Annotated in this window: 20 protein-coding genes and 1 other annotated feature; all 20 genes read right to left on the bottom strand. The window is 39.2% G+C overall.

The features are described from left to right. Positions 1-25: 25 nt before the first annotated feature. Positions 26-1054, bottom strand: coding sequence for a tRNA preQ1(34) S-adenosylmethionine ribosyltransferase-isomerase QueA (gene queA, locus KQ486_RS06410; RefSeq protein ID WP_216687091.1), 1029 nt, complete (start codon positions 1052-1054; stop codon positions 26-28). A gap of 28 nt (positions 1055-1082) precedes the next feature. Continuing rightward, the gene (locus tag KQ486_RS06405) at positions 1083-1283 is read right to left on the bottom strand and encodes a DUF2905 domain-containing protein (protein ID WP_216687090.1); all 201 of its coding nucleotides are present in this window, start codon (positions 1281-1283) and stop codon (positions 1083-1085) included. Continuing rightward, a complete protein-coding gene (ruvB, locus tag KQ486_RS06400; RefSeq protein ID WP_216687089.1) occupies positions 1284-2282 on the bottom strand; it encodes a Holliday junction branch migration DNA helicase RuvB in 999 nt (332 codons plus the stop codon). 12 nt (positions 2283-2294) lie between these two features. Then, on the bottom strand, positions 2295-2906 hold the full coding sequence (ruvA, locus tag KQ486_RS06395) for a Holliday junction branch migration protein RuvA (protein ID WP_216687088.1): 612 nt from the start codon (positions 2904-2906) through the stop codon (positions 2295-2297). A 128-nt stretch (positions 2907-3034) separates the two neighbouring features. Next, positions 3035-3754: a YebC/PmpR family DNA-binding transcriptional regulator gene (locus tag KQ486_RS06390; protein WP_216687087.1), complete on the bottom strand. Its 720-nt coding sequence runs from the start codon at positions 3752-3754 to the stop codon at positions 3035-3037. Between the two features lie 21 nt (positions 3755-3775). Next, positions 3776-4534 (bottom strand): SDR family NAD(P)-dependent oxidoreductase, encoded by a 759-nt coding sequence (locus KQ486_RS06385; protein WP_216687086.1) that lies wholly within the window; start codon positions 4532-4534, stop codon positions 3776-3778. A 74-nt stretch (positions 4535-4608) separates the two neighbouring features. After that, on the bottom strand, positions 4609-5088 hold the full coding sequence (locus KQ486_RS06380; RefSeq protein WP_216687085.1) for a YhcN/YlaJ family sporulation lipoprotein: 480 nt from the start codon (positions 5086-5088) through the stop codon (positions 4609-4611). A 114-nt stretch (positions 5089-5202) separates the two neighbouring features. Continuing rightward, the gene (locus KQ486_RS06375; RefSeq protein ID WP_216687084.1) at positions 5203-5757 is read right to left on the bottom strand and encodes a LysM peptidoglycan-binding domain-containing protein; all 555 of its coding nucleotides are present in this window, start codon (positions 5755-5757) and stop codon (positions 5203-5205) included. A 147-nt stretch (positions 5758-5904) separates the two neighbouring features. After that, positions 5905-7194 carry a GTPase ObgE gene (gene obgE, locus KQ486_RS06370; protein ID WP_216687083.1) on the bottom strand — a complete coding sequence of 430 codons (1290 nt, stop codon included), beginning with the start codon at positions 7192-7194 and terminating at the stop codon, positions 5905-5907. A gap of 8 nt (positions 7195-7202) precedes the next feature. Continuing rightward, positions 7203-7688 carry a Spo0B domain-containing protein gene (locus tag KQ486_RS06365; protein WP_144160560.1) on the bottom strand — a complete coding sequence of 162 codons (486 nt, stop codon included), beginning with the start codon at positions 7686-7688 and terminating at the stop codon, positions 7203-7205. A 576-nt stretch (positions 7689-8264) separates the two neighbouring features. After that, positions 8265-8555 (bottom strand): 50S ribosomal protein L27, encoded by a 291-nt coding sequence (gene rpmA, locus KQ486_RS06360; protein WP_144087585.1) that lies wholly within the window; start codon positions 8553-8555, stop codon positions 8265-8267. Between the two features lie 14 nt (positions 8556-8569). After that, a complete protein-coding gene (locus KQ486_RS06355; protein WP_144160563.1) occupies positions 8570-8902 on the bottom strand; it encodes a ribosomal-processing cysteine protease Prp in 333 nt (110 codons plus the stop codon). 11 nt (positions 8903-8913) lie between these two features. Next, positions 8914-9222, bottom strand: a complete 309-nt coding sequence (rplU, locus tag KQ486_RS06350) for a 50S ribosomal protein L21 (protein WP_144160567.1) — start codon at positions 9220-9222, stop codon at positions 8914-8916. 12 nt (positions 9223-9234) lie between these two features. Further along, positions 9235-9311, bottom strand: a sequence feature (ribosomal protein L21 leader region). 39 nt (positions 9312-9350) lie between these two features. Next, positions 9351-10760, bottom strand: a complete 1410-nt coding sequence (locus tag KQ486_RS06345) for a ribonuclease E/G (RefSeq protein WP_144160570.1) — start codon at positions 10758-10760, stop codon at positions 9351-9353. 15 nt (positions 10761-10775) lie between these two features. Continuing rightward, positions 10776-11606, bottom strand: a complete 831-nt coding sequence (locus KQ486_RS06340; RefSeq protein WP_144160573.1) for a site-2 protease family protein — start codon at positions 11604-11606, stop codon at positions 10776-10778. 1 nt (position 11607) lies between these two features. Further along, the gene (locus KQ486_RS06335) at positions 11608-12360 is read right to left on the bottom strand and encodes a M23 family metallopeptidase (RefSeq protein ID WP_186278527.1); all 753 of its coding nucleotides are present in this window, start codon (positions 12358-12360) and stop codon (positions 11608-11610) included. A gap of 241 nt (positions 12361-12601) precedes the next feature. Beyond that, a complete protein-coding gene (gene minD / locus KQ486_RS06330) occupies positions 12602-13402 on the bottom strand; it encodes a septum site-determining protein MinD (protein WP_144160579.1) in 801 nt (266 codons plus the stop codon). Beyond that, positions 13395-14075, bottom strand: coding sequence for a septum site-determining protein MinC (gene minC, locus KQ486_RS06325; RefSeq protein ID WP_144160582.1), 681 nt, complete (start codon positions 14073-14075; stop codon positions 13395-13397). The genes minD and minC overlap by 8 nt, the downstream gene beginning before the upstream one ends. Positions 14076-14125: 50 nt before the next feature. Then, positions 14126-14647 carry a rod shape-determining protein MreD gene (mreD, locus tag KQ486_RS06320; RefSeq protein ID WP_144160585.1) on the bottom strand — a complete coding sequence of 174 codons (522 nt, stop codon included), beginning with the start codon at positions 14645-14647 and terminating at the stop codon, positions 14126-14128. A 1-nt stretch (position 14648) separates the two neighbouring features. Further along, on the bottom strand, positions 14649-15512 hold the full coding sequence (gene mreC / locus KQ486_RS06315; protein WP_144160588.1) for a rod shape-determining protein MreC: 864 nt from the start codon (positions 15510-15512) through the stop codon (positions 14649-14651). Between the last annotated feature and the right edge of the window lie 5 nt (positions 15513-15517).

Raw genomic sequence — 15517 nt, 5'->3', positions numbered from 1 at the left:
TCCTTGATATTTGATTTCATATTCGTTAATAAATAAACATTGCATCGCCGAAGCTAAAGAACCGATAGGATTTTTCTACCGCTTCTTTATACGCTCTCAATGTTCGTTCTTTACCAGCGAAAGCGCTGACTAACATGATTAGTGTCGACTTTGGTAAGTGAAAATTCGTAATCATTGCGTCAATCGCTTGGAATGTGTACGGAGGATATATAAATATATCCGTCCATCCGCTTCTGGCTTCAAAGGTGCCATTTGTATCGCGGGCAATTGTTTCTAATGTTCTGATGGAAGTAGTTCCGACAGCAATGATTCGATTCCCTTTCGCTTTGATCTCATTAAGGGATGATGCAGTTTGTTCGTCCAATCGGTAGAATTCTGCGTGCATTTCATGATTTTCAATATCATCCGTCTGGACAGGTCGGAAGGTACCTAAACCGACATGCAACGTAACATAAGCGATGTGAACTCCTTTTTGCTTAATTTGTTCCAATAAATCCTCAGTAAAATGAAGCCCTGCAGTTGGTGCTGCTGCTGACCCAACTTCTTTTGCATAAACCGTTTGATAACGGTCTTGGTCTTCTAGTTGTTCTTTAATATACGGTGGTAATGGCATTTCACCTAGCTGGTCAAGAATTTCCATAAAGATGCCTTCATAATGAAAGCGAACGACTCGGCCGCCATGTTCTTTTTCATCAAGGCATTCGGCTTTCAATAAGCCATCACCAAAGTGAATCCATGTACCCACTTTTACTTTCTTGGCAGGCTTTACGAGTACTTCCCAATCATCTCCATTAACTTGGTGAAGTAACAATAATTCAACCTTACCATATGTGTCTGCCTTGTAACCCATCAAACGTGCTGGGAGCACTTTTGTATTGTTTAACACAAGGCAATCACCAGGATTCAAATAATCAATGATATCCGTAAATTGCTGATGGTAAAATTGATCTTTCGCTCGATCGATTGTGAGCAATCGTGATGCTGACCGATCCTTTAGCGGTGTTTGTGCAATTAATTGTTCTGGTAAGTCAAAGTCAAACTCATTAATATCCATGTTGTTCCTACTTTCTATTGATTGCCGATTACTTAAATTTTCCTAAAATAAAAAATACAAGCGATAAAATAATACTAATGACAATAGAGGTCATGACCGGAAAATATACTGTCGTATTCCCTTTTTTGAAAACGAAGTCACCAGGAAGCCTTCCAATCACTGTCCAAAGGATTCCAACAATCACTAATACAATACCTATGAGGATTAGAATTTTTCCTAGCCCATCCATTTAATCGTTAACCTCCCTATTGAAGTGGCGATATGCTTCATACGTTGCAATCCTTCCACGTGGCGTGCGTTGAATATATCCCTTTTGCAATAAAAAAGGTTCATACACGTCTTCAATGGTTTGAGATTCTTCGCCAATGGTTGCTGCCAATGTTTCCAATCCAACTGGTCCGCCTTGAAACTTATCGATAACCCCTAATAAATATTTATGGTCGATATGATCTAATCCAGCCGCATCCACCTGTAACATGTTCAATGCTTCTTTTGTGATATCCACTGTAATGGTGTCCATTTCACTTACTTGGGCAATGTCTCGCACGCGTTTGAGCAACCGATTGGCAATACGAGGTGTACCGCGTGAACGGGAGGCGATTTCCTTTGCTGCATCCTCTTCAATTTCCATTTCAAATATGTCAGCTGTACGTTTAATGATATGACTTAGATCTTTCTCTTCATAAAACTCCAGTCGACTTAATACACCAAACCGATCACGAAGAGGAGCAGAAAGCAACCCAGCACGAGTTGTCGCACCTACAAGTGTAAATGGCGGCAAATCTAATCGTACGGATCGAGCGCTATCCCCTTGACCGATTACAATATCCAAAAAGAAATCTTCCATCGCTGGATAGAGTATTTCCTCAACCGCTCTAGGCAAGCGATGAATCTCATCAATAAACAAGACGTCTCCTGTTTCAAGGGAAGATAAAATCGCTGCGAGATCTCCAGCTCTTTCGATTGCTGGCCCGGATGTCGTTCGAAACTGTACACCCATTTCATTGGCAATAATCGATGCCAGTGTCGTTTTCCCTAAACCTGGAGGACCATATAACAAGACGTGATCCAATGGTTCTTCGCGCATTTTTGCCGCTTCAATAAATATGCTCAAGTTTCGCTTTGTTTTCTCTTGTCCTATATATTGCCTCAATATTTGAGGTCTTAAACTTTGTTCCACCTGAAGATCTTCTCCTTGAAGATCTCCAGAGATCATTCGATCATCCATCATTCCACCCACTTACCGTATTAATAGTTGCAACCCTTTTTTCACTACGTCATCCGTTGATTCAAGATTTTCAGCTTTTAGCTTGCCTTCAATCGACTTAATTTCCCGATTGGAATAACCGAGAGCTCTTAATGCTTCAATCGCTTCATCAACATAAGGACTGGTTGCGTGGATCATATGAATTGTTTCTGTTGTTTTGGATTCTTCATCATGAAAAGTCAGCCACTCTGTCACTTTCCCTTTTAAATCCAAGATCATTTGACGTGCTGTTTTCTTTCCGACACCCGGAAACTTGGTCAAGAATTTCTCATCCTCTTGCTCAATCGCTTGGGCAAAGTCTCGGACAGGTACCTGTCCGATAATTGCACTAGCACTTTTAGGTCCGATTCCGGATACTTGTATTAATTTTTTAAATAATGATTTCTCTTCTTCCCTTTTAAATCCATATAACATGTGTAGGTCTTCACGAACATACTGATATGTATAAACTTTCACTTCTTGTCCTAAGGATTCTTGAAATTGATAAGGATTGGCACAATATATTTCATAGCCGATTCCTGCCGTTTCAACGACCAATATATCGTCTTCAATCTCCTCTAATTTCCCACGAACATAAGCAAACATGAACTTCTCTCCTATTCTTGAACAAATGTTCTCTCATTAGTTTAACATGGAAACCAATCCTTGTGGTCTTATATGAACGATAGAAAAACCAGTCATGATTACCCAGAACCATAACTGGTGCTACTGTTTTATTTCATATTGTGATGGACATCTTGAACGTCATCAAGGTCTTCGAGCATATCAATCAGTTTGTTCATCTTCTCTTGATGATCTTCTGCCACTTCTGCATCAGTATCAGGAATCATCGTCAGTTCAGCTGCTTCCAACGGATAATTCTCTTCTAATGTCTTCTTACAGGACTCGAAATCTTCCACTGTTGTGTAAAGCTCAAACACTTCTTCATTAGATTCAATCTCTTCGCAACCAGCTTCGATGGCTTCGAGCATAAATTCATCTTCATCCATCGAAACATTTTCCCTCGCTATGACGATGTACCCTTTTCGTTGAAACATAAAAGAGACGCAGCCATTTTCCCCTAAGTTGCCGTCATTTTTGGAAAAAGCATGTCTGACTTCTGAAGCTGTTCGGTTTCTATTATCCGTCAACACATCAACCATAACGGCAACCCCTCCAGGGCCATAGCCTTCGTATGTCGTCTCTTCATAATTTTCGCCATCCACGTTTCCGGCTGCTTTCTGTACTGCCCGATCGATATTATCTTTTGGCATGTTATTGGAACGTGCCTTATCAATCGCCAAACGGAGAGCGGCATTTGTTTCAATATCTGTTCCGCCTTGTTTTGCAGCGACATAAATCTCCTTCGCCAATTTCATGAATATTTTTCCTCGTTTTGCATCTTTGGCATTCTTTTTGTGTCTAATATTATGCCATTTTGAATGTCCTGCCATAAACTCCTCTTCCCTTCTTGATTAATCGACTAAATCATATACACGATATACACGACCACTTTCGATGGTCTCTCGTTTATGAATTAATTGGAACAACAATTCAGCAACTTCACCCGGACTTCGTAGCTGTCCTTCTTGTTTAAATTGCTTAAACTTCTCAACGTCTTTAAAGCTTTCACTAGTTGATTCACGAATCTCAGATTGCATGTCAGTATCCATAATCCCCGGACTAAAGGCAACATGTACTTCATCTCGTCCGATTTCCTTAGCTTCCATAGCCGCCGTTTGTGTAAATAAGTTGATCGCCGCCTTTGTCGATCCGTAAGCACTCCATCCATAAGTACTTCGTTCTGCAGCTCCCGAAGTGATATTTACAACGGTAAGCGGTACATCGATTGAACTCTTCTTCAACTCATTGAGAAGAATCATCGGTGCTGTTGTATTCAAAGCGACATGCTTCGAAATGTCATCACTATCTATACTACCGACGGGACCAATCGGCGAAACCATACCGGCATTATTGATCAGCAAGACCTCTTCCGGTGACTCTGCTTCAAGAATTTGGCTAATTTTTTTCCCAACAGAAATTGTGGATTCAGGATCACTCAAATCCGTTGGCAAATGCGTATGCGTTAGTTGGTGTGCTGAAGCTTCTTCATGTACTGTAGGTAACTCAGCCTTTCTCGCAAGCGTAATGAGCTGATATCCCTCTTTTAGCGCTAACATAGCACTTTCTTTTCCCAATCCCCTAGAAGCACCTGTAACAATGGCGTATTTCATTTGGTTTCTCCTCCCTTTTTGAATCTTTTGGTATTCATTTCAAAAGAATGATGTTGAATTGGTTGTTAAATCGGTTATTCTATCCGTGAATCAAAATCAGGGTTTACATCCACAATTATATCAGAGCGATCGGTGATGTCTTCAACAATTTCTTTAACGCGTTGGACGGTTTCTTTCGGATCCGAGCGACTTTCTAAATTAATCGCAACAAAGATTTTGTCTTCTCTGATAGCCAGTCCAACTTGCCGTACTTCTTCCAATTGCATCAACTCATAATAAATATGCCGTTCGGTTTTGTTTCCAGGCCCTTCTTCATCGTTAGTGTTCTCACTTGAATTATTCATGGATCGCTCTAAATTTTTTTGCTCATAATATTCGGTTGGGTTCGAATATAAATTATAACGGATTAACTCCTCATCTGTCACCTTTTGGTCCTTTTGCATCTCTGCCGTTTGCCCACCATCTGTTCTTTGTTTATCCTTTTCTGGATTGACCCAAGTGCATCCGGTCATAATGATCGCTATTAGTGTAAGGAATATCGTTTTTTTAATCATAAAATCACCTCCTTTCATTAGTTTGAGAAAGGAGGTGCTAACCATACATTTAACGTGGTGAAAATTGATGGAAAACCACACATTTATTTGATTGAATTTATTTGTAATAACTGGTTAGTAAGAATAGACATAACCCATACACGGATTGTAGTAAATAAATGGCTGCTGCTGTTGTTCAAGTGAACCCCATCCCTGAACAAAAGTCATGTCTGTGTACAGGGGTTGTGTCATAGGTGCATATCCGTCTGGATAGGAATATGCGTGATTTTGGCTTTTCACTAATGGGGAAGGGATCTGCCACACACGCTCATCCTCTTGAATTTCAGGAAGATAGTCTGCTGTTCTTTCAGGTGGTTCCATCCGAGTCAGTTGGTCATTGGATAACTCTTTATGCTCTTTTTGCTCTCTTTGCTCAATAGAGGTATCCGTATGATTTGCGTCATCACTCTGATTTGCTGAACTAGAACTCACTTGCTTTTTTACTTGCTTTTCTACTTGCTTTTCTACTTGCTTTTCGCGCTCAATGGGAACGCGCAATTTCATCCCTTGCATGAGTTCAAACGGGTCGGCAATTTGTTTATTCATACGAGCAACTTCTTGAAAGGAAAGACCATATTTCTCGGCAATCGACTTAATTGTTTCACCTCTTCGAACAATATGAATTCTCAAATTCAATGACTCCTTTCATTTCAATCTACACTTAGTTTATGCAAGAAGACGAAAAAATTGAGTCAGTAGCCTATAATTCATATGTCTGGTTCAGGCAATAAAAAAACTGCACATCCTTCATACAGGAACGTGCAGTGTTTTCTATTCTTATTCAACAAATTCAAATTCAAAATCTAACAAGCGAACGATATCTCCGTCTTCTGCTCCTCTTTTACGGAGCGCTTCATCGATTCCTAAATGACGCATTTGTCTCGCAAATCGGCGAACAGACTCATCCCGATTAAAATCCGTCATTTTAAATAACCGTTCAATTTGCGGACCTGTTAATACGTAAGCACCATCAGGGTCCCGTGTAATTCGGAAGCTTTCATCGTCTTTTTCATGTCGATAGATCACGCGTTCATCTTGAAGATCTTCTTCTTGCGTTTCAAACGCATTTTTCGGAATTTTTTCCAATGTATCGGCAATTGAATAAAGCAGATTGCTTAAACCTGACTTCGTCAAAGCCGAGATCGGAAAAATTTTCTGTGAACCGTCAAAATGCTCTTTAAATTGTTCAAGTTGTTCTTCAGCACCAGGCATGTCCATTTTGTTTGCAACAATTAGTTGAGTACGTTCCATCAAACGTTCGTCATATTGCTCGAGCTCTTGATTAATCGTTTGATAATCTTCATAAGGATCTCTTCCTTCAGTTGCGGACATATCGACCACATGAACAATTAAACGCGTGCGTTCAATATGACGTAAAAATTGATGGCCGAGTCCGACACCTTCATGAGCACCTTCGATCAATCCTGGTAAATCCGCAATCACAAAGCTCCGATCATCTTCCGTCCGGACCATACCTAAATTAGGGTTAAGCGTGGTAAAATGATAATCGGCAATTTTAGGTTTTGCAGCACTGACGACAGATAGTAGTGTTGATTTCCCGACACTTGGAAAGCCTACTAATCCCACATCCGCCAAGACTTTTAGTTCGAGTTGAACATAAAGTTCTTCACCTGGCTCACCATTTTCAGCAATTTCAGGCGCACGGTTTCTTGCATTACTAAAATGAATATTTCCACGTCCGCCACGTCCGGCTTTTGCAATGACTGCTCGCTGTTTATGCTCGATTAAATCCGCTATGACTTTGCCGGTGTCTGCATTTTTTACTGTTGTTCCTGGTGGCACAGGAACAACGAGTGGAGCAGCGTTTTTACCGTGCATACTTTTGTTCATTCCATTTTCACCGCGGGTTGCTTTAAAATGTTTTTGATAACGAAAGTCCATTAACGTATTCAAACCTTCATCTACTTCAAAAATGACATCACCGCCGCGGCCGCCGTCACCACCAGCTGGACCACCCATTGGTTCATATTTTTCTCGCCGGAAAGCAACGATTCCATTACCACCATCGCCTGCTTTGACGAAAACTTGTACTTGATCTACAAACATTCTCTCACCTACTTATAACGATATTGAAAAACAATTTTTTGCAAATCATTTTCCGTTTCGTTTTCTGGATCATTCTGTTTATCTTTTTCCACATCAGTAATAATATAATCAATTTGGATTTCTGGTTGGTAAGACAAGTGAATCCATAATGAAGTATCTTCTTGGACGACTTCTTCAACTTGGTCTATAACCGATTGAACATCTTGTTCCATAGCTTTGTCATAAGTCCGCAGAGGCTGCGTCTCACCAGTCGTTTTAAAATGTAATCTGACCTCTGGGTGATCTATTTTCCACAATAGTATTCGACTGACATATTCAGGAGCATCTAAAGATTGTAAAGCTCTTTCAGTATTTAGCTCATCAATAAAATGATTTAGCTTGTCCATCGATTCCTCTTTCATATTCATACTTTGATATCCATGAATCACCTGGAGCTCATTTAGTAGCTTGTGCCGATACAACTTCATCGTATTTAAAAAGGTTTCCGTATCCATAGAGACCACCTAACGTGCCATTTTTCTCTATTTTACCATATTACCATAAACCAAGGCATTCACCTTGTCGTTCGTCGAAGTATTTTCAGATAATCCACCGTTTGTCACAATTATTCACCTATGAATGAATCAATTCATACATCAAATCGCAAGAGCGTCAAAGCTTTTAAATAATGGCTTTGTTAAAACTTAGTGTTGATTTTCTTATGATACAGCATAGAGCATGGAGTTGTTGAATTGTGAGAAGCGAAGGTGGCGACTCCTGGTCGACTAAAAGCGGTCACGTCCTGTGACCAACGTCGACATTAGACCGTCCGGGTCGTCACGGGATAAGCTCGAGCCGTGCCCGCGGTAAAGAAGACACTGCGATTTATCGCAGATGTCGCCCTTATGCCCTTTGGGTAAAAGCGTCCACCGATAGCGGATCACAATATCAACAACGGACTTTAACAAAGCCTAAATAATAAAAAGCGCAAAAATGAATTTGATTCAAGTGGCTGTAACAACAACAATTCTTTTAGACCAAAAAAACTGGTCCAAAAGGTTATCTTTTGAACCAGTTCTTTATGTGTATGATTAAGCTTCTTGAACTTCTGGATGAACGCTGACTTTCTTACGGTCACGTCCATAACGTTCGAATTTAACAACACCATCAATTTTAGCAAAAAGTGTGTCGTCACCACCGCGACCAACGTTATCGCCTGGGTAAATCTTTGTACCGCGTTGACGATAAAGAATGGAACCGCCAGTTACAAATTGGCCGTCTGCACGTTTCGCTCCAAGACGTTTGGATTCGGAATCACGACCGTTTTTAGTACTACCAGCACCTTTTTTCTGTGCGAAGAACTGAAGATCTAAACGTAGCATGTGAAAGCACCTCCTTACTGATTAGATAACTTTATATATTCGCCATAATCGTTTTCAATCGTTTGAATAGACACAACCATACCTTCAAGCAATGTTTGGGCTTTCGCAAATGATTCATCATCCATTTGTGATGATAACGTCATTTTTAAATAGCCACCTTCTGCACCTTGCTCGATTTCAGGTTCGACATTACATAATGAAATAATCGAATTGATTGCTCCGAATGAAACAGCAGAGACTGCTGCACAGACCAAATCGTAGCCATATGGACCACTATTTGCGTGTCCGGATAATTCAAAAGACATGATTTCATTTTGATCGTTTCGTTCAACGATTACTTTTACCATCGATTTCTTCCTTACAGACTGATTTTGTTGATGGTAACTTTTGTGTAAGGTTGACGATGACCTTGTTTACGCTTGTAGTTTTTCTTTGGCTTATATTTGAAAACAGTGATTTTACGTCCTTTACCCTGTTTCTCAACAGTTCCAGTAACGCTAGCGCCATCTACAAATGGAGCACCCACTTTTGTTTCATCTCCACCAACGAAAAGTACTTTGTCAAAAGTCACTTCGTCTCCAGCTTCACCGACTACTTTTTCCAAGTAGACTGCTTGGCCTTCTTCAACTTTAACCTGTTTACCACCAGTTTCGATAATTGCGTACATTCTTGCACCTCCTCGTTTACTTAGACTCGCCATAAAGGTACTCATCGGTGATGAGTTTAGTAACCTTTTCTGCGCGGTTGCAGCAAATTGGTGCGACAATTTGCATAACAATAAAACATTACCATAGATTAAAACAATTTGTCAATCGGTGTTCCTTCTGTTTGAAGTTTTTCTAGCAACCAATCAACATTCCCTATTTTATATAATTTGAAGGGACTTTGTAAAGAAGAATCTGCATGAATGACTAAAGAAAATGTAAATTGATGATGACGATGCAATTTCTGAATAGCTTCTTTTACATATACTAGGTTATTCGGTTCAACAGCAACTTCTACACACTCTACTCTTTCACTCTGATAGGCCAACAACTCATCTTCCAACTGATGGACCAAAAATTCTTTTGAATGTTGAATTGTCGGATCCTCGATTTGGAAAAAATCATAAATGCTTTCACTTGTTCGTTTTGCCGTCAATTCCATCAGTCCTAGCTTCGTCATGCCGACCACTTGAACCGGTAAGTTCCTTTGTTGGATCGTTTTTCTTAACAGCTCCTCAATAGACTTACGGTTCTCTTTTTGTTCTAAGTTGATAAAGTCAATTAAAATAATCCCGGAAATTTTTCGGAATTGCACTTCTTTTAAAGCTCTTGTCGCTGCCTCTTTATTGACATGATGAAAAAGCCGTTCACGTACTTGATGGCTCCGTGAACGAGCTGAATTAACGTCGATGATCGTCATAGCTTCTGTTCGATCAATCACGAGTTCCGCCCCACTATCCAACTTAATTTTTCTAGCGGTAAACCTTTCGCCTAATTGAGTCAATGTGAATGGCCGATGACTGTAAAAGCGTTCATCAAACTGGATACGCTCGCTTACGTTTGGAAACTTTTCTCTCAAGAATCTGGCATAATTGACGTCATCGCAAATGATTTTATCGATCGATTCAATTTCTTTTCGTACATATTCATCCCATGAATCTTTTTGACGTAAGACGGTGCCCGTTTTTTGTTTCGCTTCTTTCTGAAACTGTCCCCATTTTTTTCGCAATCCACGAACCGATTCAATGAGCAGTTCATCAGTCATATGCTGGGCTACTGTTCGGACGAGCACGCCTTCACAGTCGTTTAATTGCTCATTGAGTAATGTGTTAATATAACCAGCTTTTTGCTTTGGAATTTTTGAAGAGATTTTTAATACCGATTCAGTCGGAAAAAATACAATATAGTCATTTGAAAGTTCGAGTTGATCGCTGACTGTCATTCGTTTAGAAGTGGTGGCAGTCTTCTCAACTTTCACCACAAGGCGTCTACCTTTATAAATAGACTGGGCTTGTTTTTTTAATGGCAAATAAGCGATCTCGTTTCCAAGGTCGATAAATGCAGCTTGAATACGAGGATCGATATCTTGAACAACACCACTGACCAAATCACCTACACGGTAGGCGGATGCTGTTTGGAAGAAAAACTGTGTCGCATTTCCATTCGTCAGCTCTAGACAATATTGTTTATCTGACTGAACTTGAAAATAAAACGTTCGCATCTACTTGTCCACCAATCATGATTTAGGAGGGACCGCCGAAAATAAAAGAGATAAATAATCATCTTCTGATAACAAAGCTCGATTTTCAATCTGAATAAAATGATAGTGATTTTTTTTGAATCGTTTCATCATTTCCTGAAGTGAAGTTTGGATTGGAAACTCCAGCTTATGGATTTTGTTGCGATTGACGGTTGGATACATGTATCTGGCAAGCATATGTTTCATTAAGTAAAGATGATGTCGCCGATACGTAAACCAGTTATCTAACCATAAAATCGATGATAAGACAATTAATGGCGGACTGACCCATCCATTTACTAGCAGTATACCATTAGCAACGATAATCATAAATATTGAGAAACTTGTGGCCAAAAGAATGGAACGATGAAAAGGGAGCCAATGACTGATTAAAAAGAAAAGGAACCTTCCTCCATCAAGAGGGAGGATTGGCAATAAATTAAAAACAAGAAGCATCGTATTCATCCACATGAATTGATCGATATAAAAAACTGGGATTGAAGAAAAGGATAGAAGATGGATCACACCAAAAATCCAAATATGTTGAATCGGTCCAGCAATGGTGACCCACAATTCTTCATAAGTCGGTCGATTATAAAAATCCTTTGTTTCCATGACACCACCAAATGGCCAAATAACTAACCGAGTCACTTCCCATTTAAAATATCGTGCAACAGCCAAATGCCCACATTCATGAATAAATATGAGCAAAAACAATGCAGCCATTTCTATGAATAATCCAAAAAAGTAACTAAGCAATAGTAAAATAATCAGCAATGGATGAATCTGAATGACGGATTTAAACGTTCGAACCGATTGAATAATCATTCTATTCTCCTAAGATTTCCTGGAGTGGATTCAGGTATTTACTCCCATCCTGAATCGCAAAATACAATGCCGATGTGCCTAATTCATCTGGACGAACAGAGCCGATCGTTTGATTTGCCGGAATTGTTTGGTAATGAAATACATCAATTTCATCCAATTGACCATAAATTGATTTTCGTCCATCGTCGTGCTGTAAAATGATGGTCCGTCCTGTATCCGGTTTATTACCGGCGAATAAAACTGTCCCTTTATCTAAAGAATAAACGGCTTCTTCTGCGGTCACTTCAATATGTATGCCTTCGCCCTCTGCGGTAATACGGTCCTCATCCAATCCAGATACAGGGATGGATAAAACATTACCAGGTAAATCATTTGGTTCAGCTTGGTCAAAGCCTAACGATACGAAAGAACCGCCAAAATGGGATTCATACCAAGAGTGCATTGTGGCAAACGGTAAATCCTCTGTCAGTGCGTAATGAACGGTCTCTTTTGATTGTTTAATCACTGGCAGTTCAGAATTGTAGATTAAAAAAGTGAGAAAGAAGATAAAAATAGACAATAAAAACTTCGGAAACCAAGTTGACTTCAATCGAATGGTTCCTCGATCGTTCGAGTTGGATAGCCCTGTTGGCTGGTTTCCATATCGTTCGTCATCACTGAGCAAGGGGGAATGATTGATACTGACTTTTGTACCTGCTTTCATGTTCTTTCGATTAACGATATTTTTTCTAATTTCATCTAATTTTTTACTCATAATCATCCGTCCTTTTTTCTTTTGTACTAGCATATTCGGACGGGCTTTCGATTATGAATAGGTTCAATTTTGATAGGGGGTTATAAAGCGAGAATTTTTTGACAGGAAGGAGACTCCAACGACTTAATAGTGGTTAAGGCATTATTTATATTATTGAGACTTGTCTCCAAAATAGTGGGACTCTCCGCTCCCGAACAAACAAAAACTCCTTCACGTAATTGACGTGAAGGAGCCTCATATACTATTTTGCTTTCATTCCAAATATTTTTTTCACTTTTGACATAAAACCTTTTTCTTCGTCAAAAGACATCAACGGAACCGATTCACCTAAGATTCTTCGAGCTATATTCCGATAGCTGATCGATGCTTTTGTATCTGGTTGGAAAGCTACAGGCTCACCGTGATGTGATGCTTTGATCACATCTTCATCGTCTAAAATAACACCGAGTAAATCGATGGAAAGCGTTGAAACAATGTCATCGACACTTAACATATCACCACTATCGATCATGTGCTTCCGTATGCGGTTTATAATTAAATGAGGATCTTGTAAACCTTCTTTTTCCAACAAACCAACAATACGATCCGCATCCCGAACACTCGATTTTTCTGGTGTTGTTACTACGATTGCTTTATCGGCTCCTGCCACAGCGTTAGAAAAACCTTGTTCAATTCCTGCCGGACAATCAATTAATATGTAATCGTAATCTGGCTTTAATTGTGCAATTAGGTCTTTCATCGCTTCAGCAGTAATGTCATTTTTATCATTGGTTTGCGCAGCTGGCAATAAGTGTAGACAATCGAACCGTTTATCTTTCACCAACGCTGTTTGCAATTTGCAATTTCCGTCAATCACATCAACGATATTGAAAATGATTCTATTTTCCAATCCCAATACGACATCCAAATTACGCAAACCAATATCAGTATCAACAAGACATACTTTTTGATCCTTCAACGCTAATGCAGTTCCAATATTTGCAGTGGTTGTCGATTTTCCGACACCACCTTTTCCGGAAGTAATGACGATTGCTTCACCCATTCTCGATACCCCTTTCCAATCGATCGATGAGATTTGGTCGTACCTTTGGCAAGTAGTTCACTTTCTCTACTTCTATCATATCATTTTCGAGATTAATATAAGCAAACTCTCGGTCAGAGCCTTCGACATCATAGTCTGGAGACCGACTGATTTTATTGGCAATCCTGAGTTGGCTCGGATTCATATAAGAAGCCACGATGACACATTCCTTGTTTCCATCGGTACCTGCATGAGCAATTCCTCTTAGTTTACCAAAAACATAAACATTTCCGGTGGCCATGACCATCCCACCAGGATTGATATCTCCAAGAATTAGAGCGTCACCCTCTACCTGATGAACTTGTCCAGAACGAACGTTTCGAATCGCAGGTCTGACAGACATATTATTGATTTGTTTCGTCACTTCATCACTTGTCAATACATAAGATTGAAATTGCTTAATTCGATAACTGCTATTCTTTTCAATAATCTCATGGATTTGCTTTTTCTGTTCTGTTCGCAAGTAACGATATTGACTATGTAAAATCAATTCGGTCCGGTCTTCTTTATTGCTTGTTTCTAGCTTTGTTTTCAGCTCATTCAACAGCTGTTCAAATGAACATTCGTCATTTAAATAGACCGTTATGCCTTCCTGCGTCCCTTTCATCAGAACACTTTGCATACTATCATTCAAAGAGGTCACCCTCCAATCTTTTATCTCTCTCAATCTATTTTACCAAAAAATCATCGTTTCGGCTCTTCTTTCCATTTTGTTAATTTCTTTGAGAAATACGGAAATATCAACAAGAAAAATAATAGGTTCATCAGAACAGTCGGTGTTAACCGTTCCATCAAATATTCTTTGATCGGTAAGTCAATGACACCGATTAAAAGATAGGTTCCATAAATTAAGAACTCACAAACAATCAAAGCATAAAACACGAGTAGTAAAGTAACTAAAAAATTAACATGTAATAACTTCTTAAACAAGTGAACGCCATATAAAGACAGTCCATAAGCAAGTAAATAAACACCTAACAAATCTGTATAAACCAACTCAGAAATAAAAGCAAATATGGCACCGTAATAAATCCCTGCATAACTATGTTCTTTATCATAATATAAAGTAATCATGACCGAAAAGACAAGAATCCAATGTGGGATAAAATATAATTCCAGTAGAATATTATTCGGTAAAAGCTCCGTTGCAATGCTTTCTGCGATCAATAAAGCAAAAAGAATCAGAGGAAGGAATAAACCTTTCATACTATTCTTCCTCCTCATCGATTACTGGTGAATGTAAATCCCGATCAACAACCATCAAGTGATTGATATCATATAAATTCGCAGCTGGTTTTACATACGCAATTTTAGTCAGCCCGTATTGATCCATTTCAACACGTTCGACCGTCCCAATCAACAGCCCTTTTGGGAAAACGCCTCCCATTCCAGAACTGACAATCGTTTGGCCTTTCTCAATATCATCCTCATTCTCTAAGTCTCGGAAAATTAAAGATTCAGATTCTTCGTCATAGCCTTCAATCAATCCAAATATCGGCTCTTCTTGATCGACTTCAACGCTGATCCGATTTTGTTCATCAAAACCACTCAATAATTGAACAGTGGACGTTAACTGAGACACTTCAATAACCTTTCCGACCATGCCTTCACCATTTGTGACGGCCATATTTCGTTTAATTCCGTGTTGCTCACCCTTATTGATGGTTACATGGTCAAACCATCTTTCGGGGCTCCGCGCAATCACTGTTGCTTTCACTTGACTGTAGTCGCTTAATGACTCTTCAATATCAGCCAAAGCTTGTAAATCTTTATTTTCTCTTTTTAGATCATTTAATTGAAAAGCTTGTGTTTTAAATTGTTGCAATTCATTTTTTAAAAGCTCATTCTGCTCATAGACGTCTTGTACATCATCAATATCTTCAATCACATCCATCACCAGATTAATCGGTGTGTAAATGATATTTTGAAAAAAACCGACTGTATCCAATACAAATTCACTGACGATGTTTGTATTGGATTCTGTTCGCATGGAATAACCAATCAATGCAACAATAATGATTAAACCAGTTAATAAAACGATTAATTTTCTTCTTCGAAAAAACGAAGGCATAACAC

This window comes from Allobacillus halotolerans (genome assembly GCF_018967645.1).
In the GTDB taxonomy this organism is placed as follows: Bacteria; Bacillota; Bacilli; order Bacillales; family Alkalibacillaceae; genus Allobacillus; species Allobacillus halotolerans.
This window is presented reverse-complemented; position numbering and strand designations above follow the sequence as displayed.

What these genes read in the sequence shown, in the direction of transcription:
- obgE (WP_216687083.1), bottom strand. Translation starts at nt 7,194, where the DNA reads ATGTTTGTAGATCAAGTACAAGTTTTCGTCAAAGCAGGCGATGGTGGT.
- rplU (WP_144160567.1), bottom strand. Translation starts at nt 9,222, where the DNA reads ATGTACGCAATTATCGAAACTGGTGGTAAACAGGTTAAAGTTGAAGAA.
- rpmA (WP_144087585.1), bottom strand. Translation starts at nt 8,555, where the DNA reads ATGCTACGTTTAGATCTTCAGTTCTTCGCACAGAAAAAAGGTGCTGGT.
- KQ486_RS06390 (WP_216687087.1), bottom strand. Translation starts at nt 3,754, where the DNA reads ATGGCAGGACATTCAAAATGGCATAATATTAGACACAAAAAGAATGCC.
- KQ486_RS06405 (WP_216687090.1), bottom strand. Translation starts at nt 1,283, where the DNA reads ATGGATGGGCTAGGAAAAATTCTAATCCTCATAGGTATTGTATTAGTG.
- KQ486_RS06345 (WP_144160570.1), bottom strand. Translation starts at nt 10,760, where the DNA reads ATGCGAACGTTTTATTTTCAAGTTCAGTCAGATAAACAATATTGTCTA.
- KQ486_RS06365 (WP_144160560.1), bottom strand. Translation starts at nt 7,688, where the DNA reads ATGGATACGGAAACCTTTTTAAATACGATGAAGTTGTATCGGCACAAG.
- mreC (WP_144160588.1), bottom strand. Translation starts at nt 15,512, where the DNA reads ATGCCTTCGTTTTTTCGAAGAAGAAAATTAATCGTTTTATTAACTGGT.
- KQ486_RS06340 (WP_144160573.1), bottom strand. Translation starts at nt 11,606, where the DNA reads ATGATTATTCAATCGGTTCGAACGTTTAAATCCGTCATTCAGATTCAT.
- KQ486_RS06385 (WP_216687086.1), bottom strand. Translation starts at nt 4,534, where the DNA reads ATGAAATACGCCATTGTTACAGGTGCTTCTAGGGGATTGGGAAAAGAA.
- KQ486_RS06355 (WP_144160563.1), bottom strand. Translation starts at nt 8,902, where the DNA reads ATGGTAAAAGTAATCGTTGAACGAAACGATCAAAATGAAATCATGTCT.
- ruvB (WP_216687089.1), bottom strand. Translation starts at nt 2,282, where the DNA reads ATGGATGATCGAATGATCTCTGGAGATCTTCAAGGAGAAGATCTTCAG.
- mreD (WP_144160585.1), bottom strand. Translation starts at nt 14,647, where the DNA reads ATGAAAGGTTTATTCCTTCCTCTGATTCTTTTTGCTTTATTGATCGCA.
- KQ486_RS06335 (WP_186278527.1), bottom strand. Translation starts at nt 12,360, where the DNA reads ATGAGTAAAAAATTAGATGAAATTAGAAAAAATATCGTTAATCGAAAG.
- KQ486_RS06380 (WP_216687085.1), bottom strand. Translation starts at nt 5,088, where the DNA reads ATGATTAAAAAAACGATATTCCTTACACTAATAGCGATCATTATGACC.
- minD (WP_144160579.1), bottom strand. Translation starts at nt 13,402, where the DNA reads ATGGGTGAAGCAATCGTCATTACTTCCGGAAAAGGTGGTGTCGGAAAA.
- queA (WP_216687091.1), bottom strand. Translation starts at nt 1,054, where the DNA reads ATGGATATTAATGAGTTTGACTTTGACTTACCAGAACAATTAATTGCA.
- ruvA (WP_216687088.1), bottom strand. Translation starts at nt 2,906, where the DNA reads ATGTTTGCTTATGTTCGTGGGAAATTAGAGGAGATTGAAGACGATATA.